This window comes from Salmonella sp. A7, assembly GCF_020181675.1.
Lineage (GTDB): Bacteria > Pseudomonadota > Gammaproteobacteria > Enterobacterales > Enterobacteriaceae > Salmonella > Salmonella enterica.
This window is the reverse complement of record NZ_CP084001.1, coordinates 1848953-1872550: the sequence shown is the minus strand read 5'-3', so window position 1 is coordinate 1872550 and position 23598 is coordinate 1848953. Positions and strand designations below refer to the sequence as shown.

Sequence of the window (23598 nt, the reverse complement as noted above, 5' to 3'; positions counted from 1 at the left end):
GATGATTTTCACAGCAAAAAGCGCTTACTCCCTCTTTACGCGCGGGTATCTCCACAGCCAGCGCCCGCTTACCAGACGCCAGTAAAACAGTGCGCCGCGCACGGCCCAGTCAAGAAACATCCCCAGCCAAACCCCTACAACCCCCATACCCAGCACAATACCAAGCGTATACCCTGCCACAACGCGACAGCCCCACATCCCCAGCATCGATACCCACATCGCAAATCGCACATCGCGCGCGCCTTTAAAACCCGACGGCAACACCCACGCGGCCGCCCAAATTGGCATAAAGGCAGCATTAAGCCAGAGCAGAACTTTCACTACCTCTTTTACGTCCTGCTCCTGGGTATAAAATGAGGCAAACAGACCCGCGAACGGCGCTGTCCCCCAGGCGATTGCCGTAAGTACGATAGTCGACATCCAGAATACATGGCGCAGTTGACGCTCTGCCTGACCAATTTGTCCGGTACCAAGACGCTTACCGGTGATAATAGTCGACGCCGAACCAAGGGCGTTACCCGGCAGGTTGATAAGCGCCGCCACGGAAAAAGCAATAAAGTTACCCGCAATAACGTTAGTGCCCATTCCGGCGACAAACATTTGTGTCAGTAGCTTGCCACCGTTGAACAGCACTGACTCAATGCTCGCCGGAATACCGATACCCATCACTTCCCAGATAATGCCGAAATTCAGCGGCTTCAGATAGCTTTTCAGCGGAATGCGCAGCGCCGGATTAAAACCAATCATCAGCACCCAAATAATCGCTACCGCGCCGATGTAGCGCGAAATGGTTAATCCCAGCCCCGCGCCGGCAAAACCCAGCCCTTGCCAGGAGAAAGCCCCGTAAATCAGGATGCTGCTGATGATAATATTGAGAATGTTCATCCCGCCGTTAATCATCAACGGGATTTTCGTATTCCCTGCCCCACGCAGCGCGCCGCTACCGATTAGCGCAATTGCCGCAGCCGGATAACTCAGCACCGTCAGTTCAAGGTACGTTAACGCCAGCCCCTTTACTTCTGGCGTCGCCTCGCCTGCGACAATATAAATAATTTCGCTGCCGAAATAATGAATGACCACTGCCAGCACAACGGCAAATAGCGTCATAATCACCAGCGACTGGCGCGCCGCCGCCCTTGCCCGTCGCCTATCGCGCTTGCCCAGGCTAAAGGCGACCACCACCGTAGTACCAAGATCGATAGCCGCAAAAAAAGCCATAATTACCATATTAAAACTGTCGGCAAGCCCCACGCCTGCCATTGCTTCCTTGCCCAGCCAACTGACGAGAAAAGTACTGAGCACGCCCATTAGCAAAACACAGGTATTTTCCAGAAAAATGGGGATAGCAAGTGGGGTGATTTCACGCCAGAACAACACCTTGTAACTCTTGCGTTTGGCATACCAGGGCGTACGGACGACAACCTGGCGTAAGGCAGTGGAGACGTTCAAAATGGACCTTAAAGAAGAGAGTTGAAACCACATTTCAATAATGAGCGAGAAATCGTAAGGCTGCAAAGCTTTTTGCAGAAAAAATGTCTGCAAATGCAACAAAGTGATGAGATAACCCGCAATCGAATCTGTAAGGGGTTAAATGGGGTTTGACAAAAATTTTTCCGCCGCTAATATACGACCCCACACGATTCCTCTGTAGTTCAGTCGGTAGAACGGCGGACTGTTAATCCGTATGTCACTGGTTCGAGTCCAGTCAGAGGAGCCAAATTTTAGTTTCGGGACATCCTGGTGAGTCCGGAGACGTTTAAAAAACAAGAACTTATCTTTACCCGGTTGACCTGATAAGGTTTGCCGGGTTTTTTGACACCCATAGTTTTTGGGGACTTAATCGGGGGCCTCACGGTTCGTTGAGAAAATGAAGCCCCTGCCATGACACTCACTACTAATACAGATACTCCAGCCCATGAAAACCAGCAATGTGGCAGGATATTTAAAGGCCAGACCTGCCTGCGCTAATGTTGACCGGCATTCCGGAACGGCGCTCCAGCACCTCATTAACCCGCGAAGTATCAACGTCATCCCCTTTGATAAACGTGCGCAGCACTGGCGTAACGGGCAATGGAACTTTTTTGTCTGACTCAAATTCAGCACGGTTGCGAGAAAGCGGTTCGTGTACCTCTAGCCAACGGCTGCCATCCGGCTCTACCGAAAATTTAACGGGCCTGTCGATAATCTGAACGCGGGTTCCTACAGGAACATTGTCAAATAAATATTTAATATCGTCATTGCGTAAACGGATACAGCCCTGACTGACGCGAAGGCCAATGCCAAAGTTAGCATTAGTGCCATGGATGGCATATAACCTGCCGATATATATTGCGTATAGCCCCATAGGGTTATCCGGCCCCGCAGGCACCATCGCGGGCAGCGTTTTTCCCTCTTTAGCATATTCCCGACGCGTATTAGCCGTTGGCACCCAAACCGGGCCATCTTGTTTGCGTTCAACCGCAGTTACCCAGTTGCGCGGCGTTTCACGGCCAGCCTGACCAATACCAATAGGTAGCACCTCAACCGTATTCGTGCCTGCGGGATAATAATAAAGGCGCATCTCGGCGACGTTTACCACAATACCTTCACGAACGGTGTCAGGCAGAATCAACTGCTGCGGCACCACCAGTGTGGAACCAGACTGAGGTAAAAACACATCCACGCCGGGATTCGCTTCAAGCATATTACTCAGTCCCTGACCGTAGCGGGCGGCAAATGACTCTAAGGGCTGAGTATTGTTCTGCGGTACAGCGATTGTGACAGGCTGTCCTACCAGACGACTGCCTTCGGGCGGCAACGGATAGCTTATAGCCAGCGAGAAATGGCTTACCAACAAGACGAAAAACGGAAAAAAAGGTGTGGTACGACGCATTATATCCCTTCCTTTGTCGCGGCAGGTGTGCGTTAAGTATAGCTTTTTTCTCACATGGCTGGTGTTGTGCGCCCGGGTTATGTTGCGTTTGCGTTCCCCTCCGGCAGGACAATATTACTGGCCGCTAACTCCCCCATATTGTGGAACATGGCGCACGCGGCTTCCACGATCGGCATCGCCAGCGCCGCGCCGCTTCCTTCACCTAACCGCATCGCCATATGCAAATAGGGTTCCATAGACAAATGCGCGAGCGCGATGCGGGCACCCTTTTCCGCCGAAAAGTGCGACGGGATCAGATAAGGTCTCACGGCAGGCGCAATCTGACAGGCCGCCAGCGCTGCCGAGTAGGAAAGAAAGCCATCCAGCAATACGGGTAAGCCACACCTTGCCGCACCAAGCATCACGCCGGTCATCCCGACCAGATCAAAACCACCCACCTTCGACAACACATCAATGCCGTCGCGCGGATTGGGCTGATTAATCGCAATCGCCCGCCGCACGACGTCCACTTTATTATCGATGCGGGAAGGCGGAAGATTCGCGCCAATCCCCACCACCTCTTTTGCATCACTTCCTGTAAAAACGCTGACCATCGCGGCGGCTGGCGTGGTGTTCGCCATTCCCAGCTCCCCTACGCCAAATAAGGTCACGCCGCGTTGCGCCAGGTCGCAGGTGTAGCGGGAAACCTCCAGCAAAAGCTCCTCAGCCTGCGAGCGACTCATCGCCGGGCCAACGGCAATATTTCCGCAGCCGCGCGCGACGCGCATATTAACTACGCCAGGAATAGGTTCAGCATCAATACCAACATCAATGACATGCACCTTCGCACCGGCCTGAGCGGCAAGCACGCATACGCCGGTTGTTCCCCGCGTCATATTCGCCGCCTGAATCGCCGTCACGATTTTGGGCGAAACCGCTACGCCTTCATCCCAGACGCCATGGTCGGCGCACATCACCAGCATCGCCTTTTCACCTACCTGCGGCGTACCGTTAAGCCCCGGCATTCCCGCGAGCTGAACGGCTAAGGCTTCCAGTCTGCCCAGGCTGCCCGGCGGTTTGAGCAGGCCGTCAATATGTTGCTGCGCACGCGCCATCGCCTCGGCGTCCGGCGCAGGAATGTCACGGAGTAAAGCGTGTAGTGTCTGCATAAGATGTCTCGTCCGTAATAATCGGCTCATAACAGAGCCAGCAGAAAGATCAGTTCGCCAAGTTCGATCGCCGCGCCCAGCGTATCGCCGGTTTGACCGCCAAGCGTACGTTTAAGCAACTGGCCAAGGATGAAAATCGCCGCGAGTGTGACCACCATTGCGGCCAGTCCTTGCATACCAGGCAGTAATACCGTGGCGACGATTACCGCCAATCCCAGAGTAATGCAGGTTTGCCGTCCGCTGACTTTACCGATAAATACATTGCCGAGCCCCTCGTCACGGGCGTAGCGATGACGGTACATCAATAAAACGGCGCTGCCACGCCCAGCCGCACAGGCCGCCGCCAGCGCCGCCAACATTGGCGTTCCACGTAACGCCAGTTCGCTGACCACCAGAATTTTTGCCAGTAGCACAAAAATAAGCGCCAGCCCGCCATGGGTTCCCAGACGACTATCGCGCATAATCTCCAGCATTCGCTCACGGCGGCGCGCGGAAAAAATGCCATCGCAGGTATCGGCCAGCCCATCCAGGTGAAAACCACCGGTCAGCAGCGCCAGCGCCAGAATACAGAACAACGCCGCTAGCGGAATGCCGCACCAGGATTGCAGGAGGATGAAAATCAGGCCGCTTATCCCTCCCAGAATCAACCCGATAAAGGGAAACATCACGATCCCACGCGAATACTGCTCGAAATCCAGTCCCTGCGACCAGCGTGACGGCACGGGCAAGCGGCTAATAAAAGCGAGCATGGCCCAAAACAGCTTACTCATTTAATTTTGACTCCAATACCTGAGACCACCAGCCAGACCTCATCCGCCGCTGCCGCCAGTCGTTGGTTGACCCGACCGGCAATATCACGAAAATGGCGCGCCAGACGGTTTTCCGGGACGATCCCCATTCCCACCTCATTTGTCACCAGTACCACTTTCGCCGGGCAGCGCTGGCAGGCTGCAATTAAAATCTGAATTTCATCGTCAATGGCGCGCTCCATCGCCGCGTAATCCCACTGTTCGGGATCGTTTTCTCCTCCCAGCGCAAACAGCAGATTCGTCACCATGGTGGTAATACATTCCAGTAAAATCGCGTCGTCAGGGGCAAGATCCGCGGTAATCAACGTATCAAGATGCCGCCAGCATTCTGCGGTCCGCCAGTGTGCCGGCCTGCCATCTTTATGATGCTGAATTCTCGCCGCCATCTCGTCATCAAGAATGTGCGAGGTGGCGATATACAGTACCTGCGGCGCATCGCCAATTAAGGTTTCAGCATGACGGCTTTTACCACTACGCGCCCCGCCCGTCACCAGAATCATCATACCGGCTCCTGATGTTGTTGCATGATGGTATAAATTTTATCAATATCAATATGTTGCCGCATCGCTTCCGCCAGCAGATCAAATTGCCGCGCTTTATGCTCCGCATAACAAAAAGTCGTTTCCCACGGCGCAAGCCCTTTTCGTGCCCGTAACCCATTGACCACCGCACGGGTAAACGCATCGCTGTCAAACAGGCCGTGAAGGTAAGTGCCAAACGCCAGTCCGTCGGCGGTGACCGCACCATCCGCCACAGAGCATCCATTTTTCTGTAACGTCATGGCCGTACAGCATCCTTCCTGCAGCACCGTTTCCCCCATGTGAATTTCATAACCGCGTACCGGTAGCCCCGCTGCGGCAGCCAGCCAGCCGGGCAGCTCGTCTGACATTGTCGCGTTAACCTGCGTCGTGGTTTTATCCTGTGCAAAGCGAGTGATCGTATTAAGCAGCCCCAGGCCCGGCTGCGTACCCAGCCCCGACTCCACCTCATCCACAATGGTGTCGCCCAGCATCTGGTAGCCGCCGCAAATTCCCATCACCGGCACGCCCTGCCGATGTGTCTGCAATACCGCATCCGCCATCCCGCTTTCGCGCAGCCAGGCGAGGTCGCTCAGCGTATTCTTACTGCCCGGCAGGATCACCAGATCAACGTCAGTCAATGCTTCCGGGCGGCGAATATAGCGTATGCGCACATCCGGCTGCGCCGCCAGAGCGTTAAAATCCGTAAAGTTAGAAATATGTGGCAGTTGCACAATGGCAATAGTGATATCACGGGGGGCGTTACCGCGATATTTATCGTTTTGCAGCGCGACGCCATCCTCATCTTCCAGATCCACATCCAGCCACGGCATCACGCCCAGGACCGGGACGCCGGTAAGCGATTCGATTTGTTCGATACCGGAATAGAGTAGTGCCACGTCGCCGCGGAATTTGTTGATAATGACGCCCTTTACTCTGTCACGCTCCTGTTTATGCAACAGCGCCAGCGTGCCATAAATAGCGGCGAATACGCCGCCCCGGTCGATATCCGCCACCAGAATAACCGGACACTGGGCCATTTCCGCCATTCCCATATTGACGATATCACGATCGCGCAGATTGATTTCCGCCGGGCTTCCGGCGCCTTCCAGCACAATAACGTCATATTCCTGCGCCAGGCTGTTATAGACCGCAAGGATTTGCTCACGCAAACACGGTTTATAGTCATGGTAACTAACCGCATCCATATTGGTCGCCACTTTCCCCATCAGCACGACCTGCGCCTGGCGATCGCTGGTCGGTTTGAGCAGCACCGGATTCATACGCACATCTGGCGTGATCCCCGCGGCTTCCGCCTGAAAAATCTGCGCCCGCCCCATCTCTTTGCCATCCGGCGTAATACCAGAATTAAGCGCCATATTTTGCGATTTAAACGGCGCGGTACGCAGACCATCCTGATAAAAAATGCGGCATAAACCCGCCGCCAGCACACTTTTGCCGACGTCGGATGCCGTCCCCTGCAACATAACTGCCTGTGTCATGACGCCTCCCTGAATGCGCACTTTTGCATTCGATGAAAAAACTCCGTTTCTGTTTTACACAGCGGCAGTCCCAGTTGAGTATGAAGTTTGACCAGCCAGGGCTGGGTTAGCCCCGCTTGTTCCATCGCTTCCGTACACGCGAAAACCTCGCCAGGCGCGCCATGCGTCAGGACCTGGCCCTGACATAACACGTATACGGCATCGCTAATTTCATAAATAAGATCGATATCATGGCTGGAGATAATGACATGATTGCCCTGCGCCACAATCCGCCTGATGATAGCAAGCATCTGAGTGCGCCCTGCGGGATCGAGACCAGCAGTGGGTTCATCCAGCAATAGATAGCGCGCCTGTAGCACCAGCGCTCCGGCGATAGCCACACGTTTTTTTTGCCCATGACTCAAACACTGAATGGGCTGATGGCGAAAATGTTGGGCGTCAACCAGCGTTAGCGCCTCGTCGACGCGGCGCGTGATTTCCGCTTCCGGCACCCCCAAATTACGTAAACTAAACGCAATATCGCTATCGATATCAGTATAAAAAATCTGCTGTTCAGGGTCCTGAAAAACCGTCGCAACTTGCTGGCGCAGCGCCAGTAGTCCGCGCTTGCTGTAATCCAGCGGTTTTCCCTGCCACAACACGGCCCCTTTTTGCGGACGCAACAGGCCGCTCAGGTTCATAAAAAGCGTAGACTTCCCACAGCCGTTCGCACCCACCAAACCGGTAACAGGCGAAAGCGAAAAATCCAGATTTAACCCTTTAAGTACCGGCTCATCCTGATAACGAAACCACAGGTCTGAAGTGGCAAGCATAATAGTCCTTACAGGTGAAAATCACCCTGATACAGTTTGATATCCAGCGTGGTGGTCATTTGCTGATAACGCATTAACACCCGCGTAAACAGGAGTCCAGTCAGCATTGCCAGAGATCGATAGCCGTTCGGCAGGCTGCAATAACCAAAACGCAGCGTTTGCGCGCGACGAATTGCCGCCGCCTCATCCAGAAGAATAAAGAGAAAGCGCCACGTTAACAGGATTTGCTCGGTAAGCAGGCGTGGAATATGCGCGCGCTTAAGCAAGCTAATTAACTGCGGAAACGGTAGGTTCATCACCAGCCACAACGTCGCGGACAGCGCCGTCAGGCTACGCCAGAACGTTTCATTCGCCGTAACCACGCCCGCACGGGTAATCCCGATCCAGTACGGCCCGACAGAGATGCCAGCCAGCAGCATTTGCGGCTCGCGGCTGATGCTGAAGATAATCGTTATCACGCCGACCAACAAAAATCCAAAAGGTATCGCCATCCATCGACACCAGCGCCAGAGGGATATGCGCAATAGCCAACAGCTCAATCCGGCAATGATCAGCAGCTCAATGCCCTGCCCTACAGGCGGCAGAGCAAACGCCAGTATCATCATCGCCAGCCACAGCAAAAATTTGCGCTGCGGCGCAACGTGTGCCCAGCGGCTTTGATAGCTGAGTCGATCAAGCCCGGTCATCACGGCGTTGTTTACCTTTGCAATACCCCAGGATATAAAAAATCACTGCCGCGCCAAGAGAGCCCTGAAGGGTAAACAGCAGGCTTTCAATTTCACCGCTGGCGGGTTCATATAACGGCTGAAACCAGGGTTTATACTGCGGCGCAATAGCCTGAATCTGGCTTTCCGCTTCGCCGTCTGAACCGCCATATTCACCGCCATGGTTAATAAAAAACGGCAGAATCACCAGCGCCACCACCATCGCTAACAACATCAACGTTTTTTTCATTTTAATGTCCTTGTACGGTAATCACTTGCCGTTTGGTTAACTGATCATAAATCATGACGGTTAATAAACCTTCGGCAATGGCGACAGGAATCTGTGTGAGGCAGAAAATCCCCATAAACTTCACAACAGACCCTGTCGCTCCGGCATGGGGATCGGGAAACGCAACGCCAAGCTGGACTGAAGTCACAAAATAGGTCGCCAAATCCGCCAGCATCGCGCACAGAAAAACGGCGACATCGCGGCGCAGTCCGGCACGGCAGGCCATTTTCCACACCAGATAACCGACAACCGGGCCAATCACCGCCATCGACATTCCATTTGCGCCAAGCGTCGTCAGGCCGCCGTGCGCCAGCAATAGCGCCTGAAACAACAGCACAACCGCGCCGAGAATCGCCACCACCCCGGGCCCGAACAAAATAACCGCCAGACCAACGCCGGTCGGATGTGAACAACTCCCCGTTACCGACGGAATTTTGAGCGCGGACAGGACAAAAATAAACGCGCCGCACAGCGCCAGCAGTACCTTCTGATGATTATCCTCCTGCACAATACGCCGTAAGCGCACCAGCCCATACCACAAGCAGGGTAAAAACAGTAACCACCAGGCCAGCGCCCACACTGGCGGTAAAAAGCCCTCCATGATATGCATCGCAAACGCCTGTTGCGGGACAACCATCAGCAATAGCGCTGCAGCCAGTCCACTGAAAGACAACTGTCTAAGTTGCTGTTCAAGTTTCATTCTGCATACTCCCACTGTTTATTGACCAGAATGGTCGAAAAATAGGGCAACGGTCGATCATCGTTGACCTCGTGGAGATGGCGCCAGCACTGCTCGCCGGGCAGCGTGGCCTCGGACATCATTAAGGCGCATTCCAGCAGGCCAGCCTGCGCCAGCAACGCTTTAATACGGGCGAATCGGCCATACACTTTCATCAACACCAGGCTATCATGCTGTTGTAGCGCCTGGGCTATTTCCGCTTCCGGCGCGGTACAAGAAATAACCGCCAGCGATTGCCGTTCTATGGCGAGCGGCATTTTCGCGCGGGCGGCTATCGCGGCGAAGGACGTGACGCCGGGGACAATCTCCAGCCACTCCGGGCAGCCGATTCGCTGGAGTAAAAAAATCCAGGTACTGAATAGCATCGCATCGCCCAGGGTAATAAAACCGACCTGTTTACCCGCTTCCACCTCTGCGGTAAGCGCGGCGGCAACCTCGTTCCAGACCGCTTCTTTCTCGGCGCCGTCAGCGCTCATAGGGAAATGGCAACAACGTACTTCCGTCTGCTCGCCGAGATAGTCGCGCACAATCGACAGCGCCAGACTATCGCCCCCCTTACGACCGGCGGGCGCATACAGAATGTCCAGCGAGCCAAGAATCCGCGCTGCGCGGACGGTTATCAGGTCGGGCGCGCCTGGCCCGGTACTTAATGCGTATAATTTACCGTTCATGCCGCCTCCTCTACCGCCAGGTTCAGCGCCTGGTGCAAATGCGCGACAAACATCGCCCGGATAGCCGGGTTTTCTCCCAGCCCGCTCAGCCACGGCGTCGCCGGAATGCCCGCCGCGTTAAAGCGCATTTTCCATGAGTCGCCGTCGTCTGAAGCCATATCATTAATGGCGTGATCGCCCGCCACCAGCATTAATGGCATCAAATGTACGCCGGTGACGCCTTCGTCACGCAGGCTGTCGATCAGGATGTCGACCTCCGGGTAGCTTTCTACGGCGCCGACGCGCGCCGGAAAGCGCTGCACGGTCATCATATGATCGAGGCAGGCATAAGCTGCGAATGCGTGATGGCTGGCGCCGTGGCCCATAAAAACGACTTTCTCCGTTTTTCTGAGCGATGGCATCTGTTGTCGCAACGCCTGCATTAGCTGCACATAATCGTTATGGCTGCTCAGCAGCGGCACGCCCAGCGTCAGGCGAGTGAATAACGGACGCAAGAGTTGTACTTCACGGACAATTTTTTCATATTCGTCGCCGTTAATAATGTGCAACGACTGAATCGCCACGTCCTGATATCCCTGTGCGGCAAGCTTTTGCAAAGCCTGTAATGGCGTATCGATGTCGATACCGTCACGCTGGCGAAGCTTGCGAATGATCATTCCGGAAGTGAAGGCGCGAAACAGGTCGCGATCGGGACAGGACGCCGCCAGATCACGTTCGCACGCCACAATGTTTTTTTCACAGGTGTCGTGATAGCTGGTGCCAAAACTGACCACCAGAAGCGCTTTTTTCATTTTTACTCCTTAGCTGCGGCCAGCCAGCGCGATAAACGCTGCGCAAAGGCGGCCTGGCTTTCCAGTAACTCATCACCCGTCACAAGCGGCGTCGGGCGCGCAATAACGATGCAGGGAATGCCCGCATCCAGACAGGGCTGAACTTTTTCCTGATATCCCCCCTCCGCGCCGGACGCTTTGGTAATGACCACGTCGGCCCGGCACTGGTGGTAAAACGCGGCGTTAAAATCAGCGCTGAACGGCCCACACAATGCGAAAATTTCTCCAACGCCGAACCCCAGTTCGCTGCAGCGTTGAATCACCTCCGCCACGGGCAGTACGCGCGCCAGCAACGTTTTTTCCGCCAGCCCGGCACGCCAGACGGCCAGATCTTTACTGCCGGTCGTCAGTAACACGCGCGGACCAAAACGCTTCGCTATCTCGCAGGCATCGGCAATACTGCGCGCCGTATAGAGAAGCGGATGCGTCAGATTGCTAAGCTGCTCCGGACGCTGATAACGACTTAACAACACGCCTGCCGTTTCACAGGCGCGAAGGAGGTTATGGCTGACCATTTCTGCATAAGGATGCGATGCATCTATTACCCAGCGAGTACGGTTTTCTTTTAGCCAGGCGACCATCTGCCCGTACTCCAGACGACCACAGCGCACCTGTCCTTTAATGTCGCCAGCCAGCGCTTTTCCGGCTGGCGTCGCCACGGATAAGGTGTATGCGACGTTCGCTGCATCCAGTTGTCGGCATAACGCGCGCGCATCGCTGGTGCCGCCCACCACCAGCACATCCCCCTCATTCACAGCGTGTAACCTCGCGGCGTTATCATCAGCCCATCCTGAACATAGGTCGTTTTATTACCGACGATGACCAGACTGGTCATATCTACCGGTTCAAAATCCATATCGCCGAGCGTAGTCAGCCATTTTTCCTCTTTCTTACGTCCGGCGGATTTCACCACGCCAACCAGCGTTTGCGCGCTTTTACTGGCGGCAAGCAGGTCAAACGCGCGCGCCAGATGCCCTTCGCGCCCGCGGCTACGCGGGTTGTAAAAACAGATAACAAAGTCTGCCTCTCCGGCGGCAACGATGCGTTTTTCAATCACCGGCCACGGCGTCAGCAGGTCGCTGAGGCTGATATGACAGAAGTCGTGCATCAGCGGCGCACCCAGCAGCGAGGCGGCTGCGATACTGGCGGTCATCCCCGGAATAAGGCGAACCTCTACATCCAGCTTCTGCTTGCTCACCAGCTCCAGCACCAGTCCCGCCATGCCGTAAATACCGGCGTCGCCACTGCTGATGAGCGCTACGTTATGCCCGGCCTGCGCCAGTTCAATAGCCGCCTGGCAGCGTTCAATTTCCTTACACATGCCGGTCTTGATCACCTGTTTATCGCCGGTAAATGCTTTAACCAGATGGGTATAGGTTTTGTAGCCCACGACGATTTCCGCCGCTTGAAGCGCCTCAATCGCCTCCATCGTCATCATTGCCTGCGAACCGGGGCCAATACCAATTACGCTCAACATCAGTGTGCAACTCCTAAAGTAATAGTGACGCCCTGTTCTCGCAGGGTCTCGCCTAACAATTGTCCCTGGCTTAATAACCACGCAGCCGGGCCGGATACGCTGCCAACGCCCACCGTTTTTCTGACGAAGCCAGAACCGGGAAAATGGTGTTCGAATTCGCGCAACGCTTCGGCGGTAAAGGTTTTAAAAGGCACGCGGCAGCAGGAGGCGAGCTGAATAAGCCCCGGTTCCCCTTTTTTGAGCGTGACGCTGCCAATCGCTTTTAACGCCAGCGGATCGAGTTTCTGCGCTTCAAGCTGGCGCGCCAGTAATGTCGCTAACAGGGGAAATGGCGTATTGCGGCGACAGCCAATTCCCGCCACCACACGCTGGGGCACCAGTTTCCAGTGCAGTACGGGAAGCTCAGGGAGGTCATTACGCAAAGAGACGCAGATAAGCGCATCCAGCTCAGGCAACCGCTGCAAATCATCAACAGGGATAAAACCGCGAATATCGCACTGGTCGATCTCTTCGGTTAGTTCGGCATCCCACCATAACCCCACACGTTGATGACTGACCAACATCTGGTTAACGGTTTTTACCGCCGTGCGAAGATCGGTCATGCGGGCGTTAAGCTGGAAAGCTAAGGTGTCCAACGCGGACATCTCATTGACATCCGTTGCCGTGGTAATCACCGGATCGGCGCCTAACATTCCTGCCAGGTAGCGCGTCAAGGCATTGGCCCCGCCCGCATGACCGGAAAGCAGGCTAATGACATGCTGACCACGTTCATCAATGACGACCACCGCCGGATCGCTGAACTTGTCGTTCACTAACGGCGCCAGGACACGAACGGCAATGCCGGTCGCGCCGATAAAAATAAGCGCGGTATAAGTGGTAAAAGCCTGCCGGGCGGTATTAGCGAATCCGCCATCGAAGGGAATAAATCCCTCTTCCCGCAGTTTTTCACTGGTAAAGCAGGTTAACGGCAGCATCGCGGCGAGTCTCTTTGCCAGCGCCACGCCGCCGGGCGTCAGGCAAAACAACGCAATGGATTCAGGCTTTACGGTATTCATGGCTAAAGTCCGTTGCATAGAGTCTTGAGTAGTGATACTCCTTACCCAGAAAATTCCCGACCAGGATTAGCGCCGTCTTACGGATGCCAGCATCACGTACTTTGTCGCTAATATCCGCTAATGTGCCGCGAACGGTATGACTTTCCGGCCAGGTAGCCTTATAGATCACTGCGACAGGCGTAGTTGCCGGATAACCGCCGGCAATGAGACGTTCCGCCACCCGATGAATACGCTGAACGGAAAGATAAATCGCCATCGACGTCTGGTGACTGGCGAACGCCTCCAGTTGTTCGCGCGCCGGTACTGGCGTGCGCCCTTCCAGACGGGTAATAATGAGACTCTGCGATACCTCCGGTACGGTATATTCCACACCCAGCTCCGCCGCAGCGCCGAGAAACGCGCTGACGCCAGGCACTACCTGCCAGTCGATACCACGGCGGGTTAACTCTTCGCCTTGCTCACGCACGGAGCCGTACAGCGAGACATCGCCCGTTTGCAACCGCACCACCGTTTTTCCCGCTTTCACGCCCGCAGCCATCAGCTCGATAATCTGCTCAAGATGCAGTTCGGCGCTATCGTAGCGTTCTGCCTGCGCGGGGCAGTAATCCAGCAGTTCGGTATTGATCAGCGAACCGGCATAGATAACTACCTGCGCCTGTTGCAGCAGGCGGTAGCCTTTAAGCGTGATCAGCTCGCGATCGCCCGGCCCGGCGCCGACGAACCATACACAGCGTGGATCAAATGTCTCTGACATGGTTTTCTTCCTTCTGACAGGCGATAACAAAAACAGGATTGTTCGGTTTGAAATAGTGTCCCGCCCCCAGCGGCGTTAACGATGAAAGCTGAAGCTGTACACAGTCCATTCGACATGCGCCGATGTGCGCAAGATGCGCCAGCGCGCTATGAAGGTTTTCCTGCAAGATAAAGGTCATCACCAGACGGCCACCGGGATGCAGATGGCCCATCGCCCAGTCAATCAGCGCCGTCAGATGCCCGCCGCTGCCGCCCATAAACACCGCATCGGCTTTCCCGGTTATGGTCATTGGCGCTTCGCCGGGGAGAATATCGATATTGCCGCAGGCAAAGCGCTGACGATTTTCATCAAGCAGCCGTAGCGCGGCAGGATTACGCTCGATAGCCGTCACCTGCAACGAAGGAAATTGCAGCGCCGCTTCAATTGAGACGCTTCCCGTTCCCGCCCCGACGTCAATCAGGTGACTGGCGCGGTGGAGCTCAAGTTTCGACAGCGCCAGCGCCCGTACCGCCTCTTTGGTCATCGGTACGTTCTCGCCGCGCAGAAAAAGCTCATCTTTCATCCAGGATCACCACTGCATTCATTTCATAGTCGGCGTTGACCGCACTGACGGGTAGCCAGTGGATCCGCTCATTTTCCATCGCCAGATTTTCACCAATCACCATTAAGCGATGCCCTTTGCCCCGCGCGACCAGTTCCCGCGCGATTTCTCGCGGCCCGCAGCGGGCATCCGTGACCATCGCCACTTTGCGATGGTTCGCTAACTGATCGAAGCTGACGCAACGACCGTGGCTACTGGTCAACCACATGTCATTCATATCAATTCCAGCCTGTGCGCACAGATACTGTACGGCGCTGATGCCAGGGATAATGCGAACCTGTTCGATACCAAAATGCGCCACCAGGCGTGTACCGATGCCATAAAACAGCGGATCGCCGGAGGCCAGCACCACGATCCCTTTATCCCAACGGGCGGCAATCCAGGACAACAACGCGCCAATATCCGCGCCCAGCGTAAATCGTTCGCCGCCAAACGCCGGAAACTGCGCCAAATGGCGTTTACCGCCTGCCAGCGCATCGGCGTGGTCTATCGCTTCCAGCGCCGCAGGCGTCATCAAATGCCGTCCAGCGGGCCCCATACCCACGACCGTTAGCATTGCAGCTCCTTAGCAATCTCGTCGACGGGACGATTACTGCCGAGAATATGGTTATCAAAAGAAAACAGGATGGCGTCGCAGACAGGCGGCGTTTTGGTAAAACGCAGCATCTGCATGACTCGCAAACAAATACGCCTGGCAAGATGGTTATAGATATGCCCGAAGCCATATGCTTCAATGTGCTCCATTGCCGCTTCGGTGGTATCGCAATCGCTGACCAGGGTGAGTAACTCCAGCGGCGCACCCAGTAAAGCTAAATGCGCGACCAGCGTTTCCATGCGCGCATCGGCAATATGGCTATGGGTATGAAAGATCCCGGCGGCGATTTTGATCAATTTTCCAGGATGCCCCACCAGCACTATCTGGCAAAATCCCAGCCGTACCGCCTCTTCAATCATGTAGCCGACAAAATTGCTCATGGTGACGACCGTCTGTGTGTCGACGCCCATTTGTTCGCGAACAAACCGTTCGCCGTGGTTGCCCGGCACGAGTATCACCCGCGTTAATCCTGACGCCCGTTTGATCTCCAGTTCCAGCGATAGCGAGCGTTTCCAGCTTTCTTCCGACATCGGCGTCACAATGCCGGTAGTGCCAATAATGGAAATGCCGCCAAGAATGCCAAGCCGCGAGTTATACGTTTTTTGCGCCCGCGCTTCGCCTTCCGGGGCAAAAATCTCCACATCGGCCCCACGCGCCGGGCCTATCGCTTCGCGCACCGCTGACTCAATGGTATGGCGCGGCGTACGATTGATGGCGGCGCTCCCGAGCGGCAGTCCAATCCCTTTACGCGTTACCGTACCAATGCCATCACCGCCAGTGAGCGTAATCTCACCGCTGTCGTTGAGCGTAACACGGGCAAAAATCAGCATCCCGTGCGTGGCATCCACGTCATCGCCGCCATCTTTACGAATTGCGGCTATCGCCTGCTGGCCTTCAATGTGCGGCGACTCCACGTTCAGGCATAGCGTGACGCCCGACGGCGTGACGATGGAGACCTGATGAATCAGATGTTGACGCAATACCATCAGCGCGGCGACTTTTGCCGCCGCCGTCGCGCAGGAACCGGTGGTATATCCTTTACGTAACGCTTTACCGTGGTGCCAGACCGGCGCGTCAAAAGAAAGCTCGCTCATCAGGCCTCCCGGAGGTGATAGAGCAGCGCATTGACGATAGCGGCAGCCACGTTACTGCCGCCTTTACGCCCTAACGCGGCAACCGCGGGGAAATGGCTATGGGTGAGTGCCTCTTTGGACTCCGCCGCGCCGACAAAGCCTACCGGTACGCCCACCACGCCGCTCACCGTCACGTTATGTTCAAGCAAACGGAACAGGGCCGTCGGCGCATTACCGAAAACAAAGAGCTTGTTTTTCTCCTCCTCGGCGATAGCGATATCGACGGCGGCCATTGAACGGGTAATCCCCTGCGTTTTTGCGGCGCGCACCACGCGCGGATCGCTGATATAACAGCGACACTCGCCGCCAAACGTCGCCAGTAATCTTTTATTAATGCCGGACAGCGCCATCGTGGTATCGGTATAAATAATGCACGGTTGGCGTAGCGCATCACAAAGCTGCTCCAGCGCATCGGCAGAGAACCACAAAATGTCCAGCCAGTCGAAATCGGCGGTGGTATGAATAACCCGCTTGATAATGGCCTCATGGAGCGGACTGGCGAAACGGTAATCAGGACGCGTTTCGCGAATAATGTCGCTAATAATGGTGAAACTGTTGGCCTCAATGGTTTGGGGCTGCTGGATATAATGCATACTGTCGTCCTCAGGCCACGCCAGATAACCCGCACCGCGCTACAATAAACAGCGCCAGCGCCAGGGTTGAAGCGACCCACATCAATCGAATCGTTCGGGAAATATCGTCCACGGAAATATCGCGCTGCGCGTCGCCGATCCAGGGCTTGTCCACACGCTCGCCAAAGTAGTTATTTGGGCCGCCGAGCTGGATACCTAAGGCGCCGGCCACACACGCTTCCGACCAGGCGCAATTTGGGCTACTGTGGTTATAACGGTCACGCCAGCCAATACGCAGCGCCCGCCAACCACTCAGGCGACACAGTCCTGCCGCAATGCCCAGCAACAGCCAGCTCAGGCGGGCGGGAAGATAGTTCGCTACGTCGTCCATACGGGCGCTGACCATACCAATCGCCCGGTATTTTTCATGTTTGTAGCCCACCATTGAATCCAGGGTATTGACGGCTTTGTAGGCCATCGCCAGCGGCGCGCCGCCGAGAAAGAGGAAAAAGAGCGGCGCGATAATGCCGTCAACGGTGTTTTCTGCAACCGTTTCCACCACGGCGCGATTGATCTGCGCTGGCTGAAGTTGCGACGTATCGCGCCCGACGATCCAGGAGAGTTTTATTCGGCTTTCCGCAAGGTCGTTCTCCCGCAACGGTCGCTCAACCTCCTGCGCGGCGCGGGCCAGAGAGCGTCCGGCCAGCGTGGTAAAGATCATCCAGACTTCGACGCTCCAGCCAAACCAGGGGTGAATCCGCTGCGCCAGCGCCAGTACGCCCCATGCCACGCCCCAGGTCGCCCCGACAACCACAACCCACATTACGCCGCCGCCAATCCGCAGCGCTTTATCGCCGGGACAATAGCGACGCACAATACGCTGCACAAACGTGATTAAACGGCCTATCCAGCGTACCGGATGGGGCCAGTGTTGAGGGTCGCCGATGATAAAATCCAGCACCCAGGCGATACACCAGGCAAGGATCGTCATAATATGCGCCTCGCCGCCGCCAGCCAGTGCTGCAACATTTCCGGACGCTGGGCGAAATGGACGTGCAGATAGCTGGCAAACGTGTTGCCTGTCTGCCAGCCGCCGGTCCATTCCTGTAACACGCGACCATCGCGAACCTTACGACAGGCCATAACGGCGGGTGTTTCGGGGATAAAATCTGAGTAGTGAAATTCATGGCCGCGCACTATCTCACCAGGCACCGCCAATAGCGTTGGCTGCATAGCCTGCGCCTCACAGTAACCAAAGCGGGTAAGTCGCTTACCCATTTTGCTGTGACCGGGGATAATATTCGCCATCTGATGAATTTCCCCGCCGCTATCCTCCAGAGTGCTCCCCAAATACATCAGACCGCCACACTCCGCGTAAATCGCCACGCCGCGCTGATGCGCCGCCTGCAAATGTTTTAACATCGCCGTATTTGCCGCCAGCTCTGCGGCGTATAATTCGGGATATCCACCGCCCAGCCAGATCATCTGACAATCAGGCAATACGCGGTCATGCAGTGGGCTAAAACGCACAATGTTAACGCCGGCACGCTCCAGCAAATCGATGTTATCGGGGTAATAAAAGTTAAAGGCTTCATCATCCGCCAGAGCAAGCGTCAGCCCTGCCCCCGCTGTGTTATCGGGGCGTTCAGGCCACATTCCCGCCGGAAGCGCTGATAACACGCTCAGCGAGAGTAACGCATCCACATCCACTGTTTGTTCCAGCGTGGCGGCAAAATCATGCCATGATTGCTGATTGACGAGGGATTCTCTGGCGGTAATCAACCCCAGGTGGCGTTCAGGTAATGCGACGCCGTCGCAAGGAGGGACATACCCCAGTACAGGCAGTGAGCAATAATGTTCAATGGCATTTTTGAGGAGCTGATAGTGGGCGTCGCTAGTGACGCGATTCACAATCACGCCCGCGAGGTTGAGGGTCGGGTCGAAGTGCTGAAATCCCATAACGGTAGCCGCAAGCGACGTTGAAACAGCCTTGCCGTCCACCAGTAGGATGACCGGGCAACCAAGCTGTTTCGCCATTGCGGCTGTGCTGCAATAATTGGGGTCGACGCCATAGCCGTCATACAGCCCCATGACCCCTTCAATGACGGCGATATCCGCCTGCCGCATTTGTTCGCAAAATAAGGCGTTGAGAACAGGAGGAGGAAGCATGAAACTGTCAAGATTACGGGACGCCACGCCACAGATAGCGGTATGCCAGCCGGTATCAAGGTAATCTGGCCCAACTTTAAACGGCTGTACGCGCAGCGCGCGTTTTTGCAGCAGCCTCAACAAACCAAGCGTCACCGTGGTTTTGCCGCAACCGCTTCCTGTGCCTGCAAGAATAAATGCGTGATGCCTTGCCGCCATTACCCTGATCCTGTTCAGGGTGGTAGGGGTATACAGGTACGCGCATGTTCAGTCTTTCGACTGTACGCGTCTTCGCAACCCACTTCCCACCGAAGTTGTTGGTTATCACCGACAGGCAGGTCTTCTGGCTTAGCGTCCTCCTCGCCCGTCCTTCCCAATCTTGCGATCAGTGGTCTTTACGGGGTCGTCAGCATCACAGCAGCGGGGGCTGCGGGGGATTTTCACCCCCTTCCCTACCACAAATGTGGCAAACCTGTTGGTTTACGTTATGGCTGTACGGCACACCCATAACGGCAATTAATAATGTGCTACGTTTTACATTTCTGTGAGCAATAACCTGAGCGGTTGCTCATCTGACGTTAATCTACTCATCCTTACCGGTATATTGACGATAAAACGTGTCGACAAAGCGTAATAAAACTTATCTTTCCTGACACTGTACTTCATCACAAAAATAAAAACTGGTGCAGTTTATGCCCTAAATTTTATTATTTTGTTGCGCTATGACAATTTATTGTCACACCAGATAAATTTTCTTTCTGAAATGATTAAGATACAAAACACTATCAAAAATCGGCAATAGCAAAATATTGCTATTCATAACGATGGAGGATGAGAATTCTCATTTATCTGCTGGCGATAAGCCTGCGGCGTAACCTGATAGGTCTGGCGGAAGACTTTACAAAAATAGCTGGTTTGCGAAAAGCCTAAATTACGCGCAATACTGGCAATACTCCAGTCACTATGGCAAAGCAATTCTCTGGCGCTAACCATTCTCTGGCGGTTCACCCACGCATTAAATCCGATTCCCTGATATTTCTTGAATAGCTTACTGAAGTAATAGGGGCTGAGATAGACATGTGAGGCGACATCCTCAAGACGAAGATCGTCGGACAAATGCGCATCAATATAGCGAAGCGCTTTTTTCATTTTACTGTCATGCGGAGTGGGACCACGAGCGGCTTTATTTGCCTCCGATTGCTGCGGATTGTCTTTGATAACCACGAAATTGAGTTGTTTTTTCAGGCAATTCTCAACAATCAGTTTAAGGAGATCGGCGGAAGCGATAACGCGTGAATAGTCCATCTCTGGCACATTCCGAAATTCATTCAAGAGCTCAGGGTCAGCCTGCCAGCGATCGTCAACATTAAGAATGTTTACCAACTCCACGTCATTACTTAAACGAACCTGTCCGCATAAAACAAAGCCAACTAAATGCCCTGCAATTACCAGCGGAATAGAAAAATCCGTTAGACCGGCATGACAACGATAAATACAGGGTTGATCGGACTTCGATGCCTCCAGTCCCCCGCAGCGATCGCTCATACGACAACGTGTACTATGCTGGGGATGCTGTCGCATCAACTGACAAAACGGCGTGAAATTGAATAGCTCAGATATTTCATCACCATGAATATTGACAACCACAACCGCCAGACCGGTGGCTTGTGCAAAATCCTGTGCGATTTTATTAATGAGTTCTGAGTTCAGAGCGCTCGCAGAAATCATGATAAAACCCCTCAGTTAATTTATTGTTATAAACAAAACACATTATTTACATTCACTTTTTATTAGCATTATCCTGGCCCTGATAAAAAGTACAATGACAATATCAAAAGTCTCCCATTGCTGGGAGACGTTTTGATCAGTTCGTGAAAGCAGATCACGAAATTATCTCACCTGTTTTTACGATACATCATTGCTGTGAATCTGGTTCGCATTTTCTTACAGTTCACAGCGGTTACAAGGTAAATTCTTACCAATAAAATAGCGATATATGGCTGCTCCGGCACAGGCGCCGATAACAGGCGCGACAATCGGCACGATAAAATAAGGGATCTCTCGCCCACCGCTCATCGCCATGTTCCCCCACCCCGCTAACCATGTGAACAGTTTGGGACCGAAATCACGCGCCGGGTTCATTGCAAAACCGGTAAGGGGTCCAGTAGACGCGCCGATAACGGCAACCAGTATCCCAATAAGCAAAGGCGCAAGCGGCCCTTTAGGAATGCCATTGCCATCATCCGTCAATGCCATGATCATGCCCATCAGAATCGACGTAATGACCACTTCCACCAACGCAGCCTGCCATACATTTAGCGCTGCGGCCGGATAGGTACTGAAAATGCTGGCTAATTGCAAACTTTCGACGCTACCGCGCACCATATGATGCGCAGTCTCAAATTCAGTAAAAAGGCTACTATAAAGCACATACGCCAGCAGAGCGCCGCCAAAAGCGCCGGCAAACTGGGCAATAATATAAGGCAATACTTTCTGTTTGGGAAAGCAGGCAAACAGCCACAGCGCAATCGTCACCGCAGGGTTAAGATGTCCGCCGGAGATTCCGGCCGTAAGGTAAACGGCCAGTGAAATTCCAAGCCCCCAAATAATGCAAATCTCCCATAATCCGAGGCTGGCGCCTGCGACTTTGAGCGCACTCAAACAACCGATACCAAAAAACAAAAAGAGTCCGGTGCCTAAAAATTCCGCACCACATTGCGCCTTTAGAGAATCATTCATGTGACACCTTCTGAGCAAAGTTCGTGTCCTGGCCAGCGCAAGTTTCGGCTGGCAGTAGAGTACAGCTAACCTCACTATAAAAAGTGCCGCCTGTAAATTGTTGGCAACCTGCGGACCTGTCTCCCGGAAAAATCGTGTTGCGATAGCAAAATTTTGCTTTTCCGATATTTTTATCAGCCCATCACACGGGAAATTTGAGCTATAAAATACGCCTGTTGAAATAATAAAATATTGCACAAGCCAACTTATCAATTTCGAATAAACATCACATTTTGCGTCTTTCGCCATATCAAATAAAAATACTCTCGTCACTAACAAAAATGTAAAAATGAAATAATAAAAACAAAATAATCATATAGACAATAATAAATTAAACTTTAATTATCAATTACTTATAAAAATAAAAGGCAATTTAATCATATTGCTTTCCCATTATTTTCTGATGTTCAACAGCAAGTCAGCCATTCTTTTTCCTCGCATCTTCTTATAGTCCCCACTATCGGAACACTCCATGCGAGGTCTTTATGCAACAAGAAGCACTAGGAATGGTAGAAACCAAAGGCTTAACCGCAGCCATAGAGGCCGCTGATGCAATGGTTAAGTCAGCCAATGTGATGTTAGTGGGCTATGAAAAGATTGGCTCCGGGCTGGTAACCGTCATCGTGCGCGGCGATGTTGGCGCGGTCAAAGCGGCCACCGATGCAGGTGCCGCAGCCGCACGCAACGTGGGTGAAGTGAAAGCCGTACACGTCATCCCACGCCCTCACACCGATGTAGAAAAAATCTTACCGAAGGGAATTAGCCAATGAGCAGCAATGAGCTGGTGGAACAGATCATGGCGCAGGTGATTGCCCGTGTGGCAACGCCGGAACAACAGGCCATCCCTGGTCAACCCCAACCTATACGAGAGACGGCTATGGCAGAAAAAAGCTGCAGTTTAACGGAATTTGTCGGGACCGCCATTGGCGATACCCTTGGCCTGGTTATCGCCAACGTCGATACCGCCCTGCTGGACGCGATGAAACTTGAGAAGCGCTATCGTTCCATCGGCATTCTCGGCGCCCGCACCGGCGCAGGCCCGCACATTATGGCGGCGGACGAAGCGGTGAAAGCCACCAACACCGAAGTGGTCAGCATTGAGCTGCCGCGCGATACCAAAGGCGGAGCGGGCCACGGTTCGCTGATTATTTTAGGCGGTAACGATGTATCCGACGTCAAGCGCGGTATCGAAGTCGCGCTGAAAGAGCTGGACCGCACCTTCGGTGATGTTTACGGCAACGAAGCCGGGCATATCGAGCTGCAGTACACCGCTCGCGCCAGCTACGCGCTGGAAAAAGCGTTCGGCGCGCCGATTGGCCGTGCCTGCGGCGTCATTGTCGGCGCTCCGGCTTCCGTCGGCGTACTGATGGCCGATACCGCCCTGAAGTCAGCCAACGTTGAAGTCGTGGCGTACAGCTCTCCGGCGCACGGCACCAGCTTTAGTAACGAAGCCATTCTGGTGATTTCCGGCGACTCCGGCGCGGTCCGTCAGGCGGTGACCTCCGCCCGCGAAATCGGCAAAACCGTCCTTGCGACCCTCGGTTCTGAACCGAAAAACGATCGCCCGTCCTACATCTGATACCCACGAGGC

The 23598-nt window shown here is 54.3% G+C and carries 26 protein-coding genes, 1 tRNA gene and 1 riboswitch; of the genes, 3 read left to right on the top strand and 24 right to left on the bottom strand.

Annotated features, from left to right (window positions below):
• Positions 1-24 precede the first annotated feature (24 nt).
• Positions 25-1482: an EmmdR/YeeO family multidrug/toxin efflux MATE transporter gene (locus tag LCS67_RS08980; protein ID WP_023137323.1), complete on the bottom strand. Its 1458-nt coding sequence runs from the start codon at positions 1480-1482 to the stop codon at positions 25-27.
• A gap of 159 nt (positions 1483-1641) precedes the next feature.
• Between LCS67_RS08980 and LCS67_RS08975 the strand changes: the two genes are divergently transcribed.
• A tRNA-Asn gene (locus LCS67_RS08975) sits at positions 1642-1717 on the top strand.
• A 225-nt stretch (positions 1718-1942) separates the two neighbouring features.
• Here LCS67_RS08975 and ldtA read toward each other — a convergent pair.
• From ldtA to pduF, 23 genes are all read right to left on the bottom strand, one after another.
• Positions 1943-2872: a L,D-transpeptidase gene (gene ldtA, locus LCS67_RS08970; RefSeq protein WP_001255049.1), complete on the bottom strand. Its 930-nt coding sequence runs from the start codon at positions 2870-2872 to the stop codon at positions 1943-1945.
• A 77-nt stretch (positions 2873-2949) separates the two neighbouring features.
• A complete protein-coding gene (gene cobT / locus LCS67_RS08965; protein ID WP_001193969.1) occupies positions 2950-4020 on the bottom strand; it encodes a nicotinate-nucleotide--dimethylbenzimidazole phosphoribosyltransferase in 1071 nt (356 codons plus the stop codon).
• Between the two features lie 26 nt (positions 4021-4046).
• Positions 4047-4790 (bottom strand): adenosylcobinamide-GDP ribazoletransferase, encoded by a 744-nt coding sequence (cobS, locus tag LCS67_RS08960; protein WP_023136914.1) that lies wholly within the window; start codon positions 4788-4790, stop codon positions 4047-4049.
• Entirely contained in the window at positions 4787-5332 is a 546-nt protein-coding gene (gene cobU, locus LCS67_RS08955; protein WP_000973189.1) for a bifunctional adenosylcobinamide kinase/adenosylcobinamide-phosphate guanylyltransferase, read from the bottom strand. Before cobU ends, cobS begins: the two co-directional genes overlap by 4 nt.
• Entirely contained in the window at positions 5329-6849 is a 1521-nt protein-coding gene (locus tag LCS67_RS08950; RefSeq protein ID WP_000189652.1) for a cobyric acid synthase, read from the bottom strand. The genes cobU and LCS67_RS08950 overlap by 4 nt, the downstream gene beginning before the upstream one ends.
• Positions 6846-7661, bottom strand: a complete 816-nt coding sequence (locus LCS67_RS08945; RefSeq protein WP_031567903.1) for an energy-coupling factor ABC transporter ATP-binding protein — start codon at positions 7659-7661, stop codon at positions 6846-6848. Before LCS67_RS08945 ends, LCS67_RS08950 begins: the two co-directional genes overlap by 4 nt.
• A gap of 8 nt (positions 7662-7669) precedes the next feature.
• Complete coding sequence (locus LCS67_RS08940) at positions 7670-8347, bottom strand: energy-coupling factor ABC transporter transmembrane protein (RefSeq protein WP_000147126.1); 678 nt, start codon at positions 8345-8347, stop codon at positions 7670-7672.
• The gene (locus LCS67_RS08935) at positions 8334-8615 is read right to left on the bottom strand and encodes an energy-coupling factor ABC transporter substrate-binding protein (protein ID WP_000753212.1); all 282 of its coding nucleotides are present in this window, start codon (positions 8613-8615) and stop codon (positions 8334-8336) included. Before LCS67_RS08935 ends, LCS67_RS08940 begins: the two co-directional genes overlap by 14 nt.
• Position 8616: 1 nt before the next feature.
• A complete protein-coding gene (cbiM, locus tag LCS67_RS08930; RefSeq protein WP_000764336.1) occupies positions 8617-9354 on the bottom strand; it encodes a cobalt ECF transporter S component CbiM in 738 nt (245 codons plus the stop codon).
• Entirely contained in the window at positions 9351-10064 is a 714-nt protein-coding gene (locus LCS67_RS08925; RefSeq protein ID WP_001013552.1) for a cobalt-factor II C(20)-methyltransferase, read from the bottom strand. Before LCS67_RS08925 ends, cbiM begins: the two co-directional genes overlap by 4 nt.
• Positions 10061-10855 carry a sirohydrochlorin cobaltochelatase gene (cbiK, locus tag LCS67_RS08920; protein ID WP_031567897.1) on the bottom strand — a complete coding sequence of 265 codons (795 nt, stop codon included), beginning with the start codon at positions 10853-10855 and terminating at the stop codon, positions 10061-10063. Before cbiK ends, LCS67_RS08925 begins: the two co-directional genes overlap by 4 nt.
• Before the next feature lie 2 nt (positions 10856-10857).
• Positions 10858-11649, bottom strand: coding sequence for a cobalt-precorrin-6A reductase (locus tag LCS67_RS08915; protein WP_001001974.1), 792 nt, complete (start codon positions 11647-11649; stop codon positions 10858-10860).
• A complete protein-coding gene (locus tag LCS67_RS08910) occupies positions 11646-12371 on the bottom strand; it encodes a precorrin-3B C(17)-methyltransferase (RefSeq protein WP_000953642.1) in 726 nt (241 codons plus the stop codon). Before LCS67_RS08910 ends, LCS67_RS08915 begins: the two co-directional genes overlap by 4 nt.
• Positions 12371-13426, bottom strand: a complete 1056-nt coding sequence (gene cbiG / locus LCS67_RS08905) for a cobalt-precorrin 5A hydrolase (protein ID WP_076166171.1) — start codon at positions 13424-13426, stop codon at positions 12371-12373. Before cbiG ends, LCS67_RS08910 begins: the two co-directional genes overlap by 1 nt.
• Complete coding sequence (locus LCS67_RS08900) at positions 13407-14180, bottom strand: cobalt-precorrin-4 methyltransferase (protein WP_031567892.1); 774 nt, start codon at positions 14178-14180, stop codon at positions 13407-13409. The genes cbiG and LCS67_RS08900 overlap by 20 nt, the downstream gene beginning before the upstream one ends.
• Positions 14164-14742, bottom strand: a complete 579-nt coding sequence (locus LCS67_RS08895) for a decarboxylating cobalt-precorrin-6B (C(15))-methyltransferase (RefSeq protein ID WP_000650985.1) — start codon at positions 14740-14742, stop codon at positions 14164-14166. Before LCS67_RS08895 ends, LCS67_RS08900 begins: the two co-directional genes overlap by 17 nt.
• Positions 14732-15337 carry a cobalt-precorrin-7 (C(5))-methyltransferase gene (locus LCS67_RS08890; protein WP_000958838.1) on the bottom strand — a complete coding sequence of 202 codons (606 nt, stop codon included), beginning with the start codon at positions 15335-15337 and terminating at the stop codon, positions 14732-14734. The genes LCS67_RS08895 and LCS67_RS08890 overlap by 11 nt, the downstream gene beginning before the upstream one ends.
• The gene (gene cbiD, locus LCS67_RS08885; protein WP_001292904.1) at positions 15331-16470 is read right to left on the bottom strand and encodes a cobalt-precorrin-5B (C(1))-methyltransferase CbiD; all 1140 of its coding nucleotides are present in this window, start codon (positions 16468-16470) and stop codon (positions 15331-15333) included. Before cbiD ends, LCS67_RS08890 begins: the two co-directional genes overlap by 7 nt.
• On the bottom strand, positions 16470-17102 hold the full coding sequence (locus tag LCS67_RS08880) for a cobalt-precorrin-8 methylmutase (protein WP_000558993.1): 633 nt from the start codon (positions 17100-17102) through the stop codon (positions 16470-16472). The genes cbiD and LCS67_RS08880 overlap by 1 nt, the downstream gene beginning before the upstream one ends.
• A 10-nt stretch (positions 17103-17112) precedes the next feature.
• Positions 17113-18072, bottom strand: coding sequence for an adenosylcobinamide-phosphate synthase CbiB (gene cbiB / locus LCS67_RS08875; RefSeq protein WP_000153655.1), 960 nt, complete (start codon positions 18070-18072; stop codon positions 17113-17115).
• Positions 18069-19448, bottom strand: coding sequence for a cobyrinate a,c-diamide synthase (locus LCS67_RS08870; RefSeq protein ID WP_031567888.1), 1380 nt, complete (start codon positions 19446-19448; stop codon positions 18069-18071). Before LCS67_RS08870 ends, cbiB begins: the two co-directional genes overlap by 4 nt.
• 96 nt (positions 19449-19544) lie before the next feature.
• Positions 19545-19720, bottom strand: a riboswitch (cobalamin riboswitch).
• A 325-nt stretch (positions 19721-20045) separates the two neighbouring features.
• Positions 20046-20957 carry a transcriptional regulator PocR gene (gene pocR / locus LCS67_RS08865; RefSeq protein ID WP_000622323.1) on the bottom strand — a complete coding sequence of 304 codons (912 nt, stop codon included), beginning with the start codon at positions 20955-20957 and terminating at the stop codon, positions 20046-20048.
• Between the two features lie 216 nt (positions 20958-21173).
• Positions 21174-21968: a propanediol diffusion facilitator PduF gene (pduF, locus tag LCS67_RS08860; protein WP_001000023.1), complete on the bottom strand. Its 795-nt coding sequence runs from the start codon at positions 21966-21968 to the stop codon at positions 21174-21176.
• Between the two features lie 524 nt (positions 21969-22492).
• Between pduF and pduA the strand changes: the two genes are divergently transcribed.
• Together pduA and pduB are read left to right on the top strand one after the other, a co-directional pair.
• Positions 22493-22777 (top strand): propanediol utilization microcompartment protein PduA, encoded by a 285-nt coding sequence (gene pduA, locus LCS67_RS08855; RefSeq protein ID WP_001183618.1) that lies wholly within the window; start codon positions 22493-22495, stop codon positions 22775-22777.
• Positions 22774-23586 (top strand): propanediol utilization microcompartment protein PduB, encoded by an 813-nt coding sequence (gene pduB / locus LCS67_RS08850; protein WP_000097500.1) that lies wholly within the window; start codon positions 22774-22776, stop codon positions 23584-23586. The genes pduA and pduB overlap by 4 nt, the downstream gene beginning before the upstream one ends.
• The last annotated feature ends 12 nt before the right edge of the window (positions 23587-23598 follow it).

Bases quoted from the DNA above. Each gene is read 5' to 3' on its own strand.
- LCS67_RS08980 (WP_023137323.1), bottom strand. From the start codon at position 1,482: ATGTGGTTTCAACTCTCTTCTTTAAGGTCCATTTTGAACGTCTCCACT.
- ldtA (WP_001255049.1), bottom strand. From the start codon at position 2,872: ATGCGTCGTACCACACCTTTTTTTCCGTTTTTCGTCTTGTTGGTAAGC.
- cobT (WP_001193969.1), bottom strand. From the start codon at position 4,020: ATGCAGACACTACACGCTTTACTCCGTGACATTCCTGCGCCGGACGCC.
- cobS (WP_023136914.1), bottom strand. From the start codon at position 4,790: ATGAGTAAGCTGTTTTGGGCCATGCTCGCTTTTATTAGCCGCTTGCCC.
- cobU (WP_000973189.1), bottom strand. From the start codon at position 5,332: ATGATGATTCTGGTGACGGGCGGGGCGCGTAGTGGTAAAAGCCGTCAT.
- LCS67_RS08950 (WP_000189652.1), bottom strand. From the start codon at position 6,849: ATGACACAGGCAGTTATGTTGCAGGGGACGGCATCCGACGTCGGCAAA.
- LCS67_RS08945 (WP_031567903.1), bottom strand. From the start codon at position 7,661: ATGCTTGCCACTTCAGACCTGTGGTTTCGTTATCAGGATGAGCCGGTA.
- LCS67_RS08940 (WP_000147126.1), bottom strand. From the start codon at position 8,347: ATGACCGGGCTTGATCGACTCAGCTATCAAAGCCGCTGGGCACACGTT.
- LCS67_RS08935 (WP_000753212.1), bottom strand. From the start codon at position 8,615: ATGAAAAAAACGTTGATGTTGTTAGCGATGGTGGTGGCGCTGGTGATT.
- cbiM (WP_000764336.1), bottom strand. From the start codon at position 9,354: ATGAAACTTGAACAGCAACTTAGACAGTTGTCTTTCAGTGGACTGGCT.
- LCS67_RS08925 (WP_001013552.1), bottom strand. From the start codon at position 10,064: ATGAACGGTAAATTATACGCATTAAGTACCGGGCCAGGCGCGCCCGAC.
- cbiK (WP_031567897.1), bottom strand. From the start codon at position 10,855: ATGAAAAAAGCGCTTCTGGTGGTCAGTTTTGGCACCAGCTATCACGAC.
- LCS67_RS08910 (WP_000953642.1), bottom strand. From the start codon at position 12,371: ATGTTGAGCGTAATTGGTATTGGCCCCGGTTCGCAGGCAATGATGACG.
- cbiG (WP_076166171.1), bottom strand. From the start codon at position 13,426: ATGAATACCGTAAAGCCTGAATCCATTGCGTTGTTTTGCCTGACGCCC.
- LCS67_RS08900 (WP_031567892.1), bottom strand. From the start codon at position 14,180: ATGTCAGAGACATTTGATCCACGCTGTGTATGGTTCGTCGGCGCCGGG.
- LCS67_RS08895 (WP_000650985.1), bottom strand. From the start codon at position 14,742: ATGAAAGATGAGCTTTTTCTGCGCGGCGAGAACGTACCGATGACCAAA.
- LCS67_RS08890 (WP_000958838.1), bottom strand. From the start codon at position 15,337: ATGCTAACGGTCGTGGGTATGGGGCCCGCTGGACGGCATTTGATGACG.
- cbiD (WP_001292904.1), bottom strand. From the start codon at position 16,470: ATGAGCGAGCTTTCTTTTGACGCGCCGGTCTGGCACCACGGTAAAGCG.
- LCS67_RS08880 (WP_000558993.1), bottom strand. From the start codon at position 17,102: ATGCATTATATCCAGCAGCCCCAAACCATTGAGGCCAACAGTTTCACC.
- cbiB (WP_000153655.1), bottom strand. From the start codon at position 18,072: ATGACGATCCTTGCCTGGTGTATCGCCTGGGTGCTGGATTTTATCATC.
- LCS67_RS08870 (WP_031567888.1), bottom strand. From the start codon at position 19,448: ATGGCGGCAAGGCATCACGCATTTATTCTTGCAGGCACAGGAAGCGGT.
- pocR (WP_000622323.1), bottom strand. From the start codon at position 20,957: ATGATTTCTGCGAGCGCTCTGAACTCAGAACTCATTAATAAAATCGCA.
- pduF (WP_001000023.1), bottom strand. From the start codon at position 21,968: ATGAATGATTCTCTAAAGGCGCAATGTGGTGCGGAATTTTTAGGCACC.
- pduA (WP_001183618.1), top strand. From the start codon at position 22,493: ATGCAACAAGAAGCACTAGGAATGGTAGAAACCAAAGGCTTAACCGCA.
- pduB (WP_000097500.1), top strand. From the start codon at position 22,774: ATGAGCAGCAATGAGCTGGTGGAACAGATCATGGCGCAGGTGATTGCC.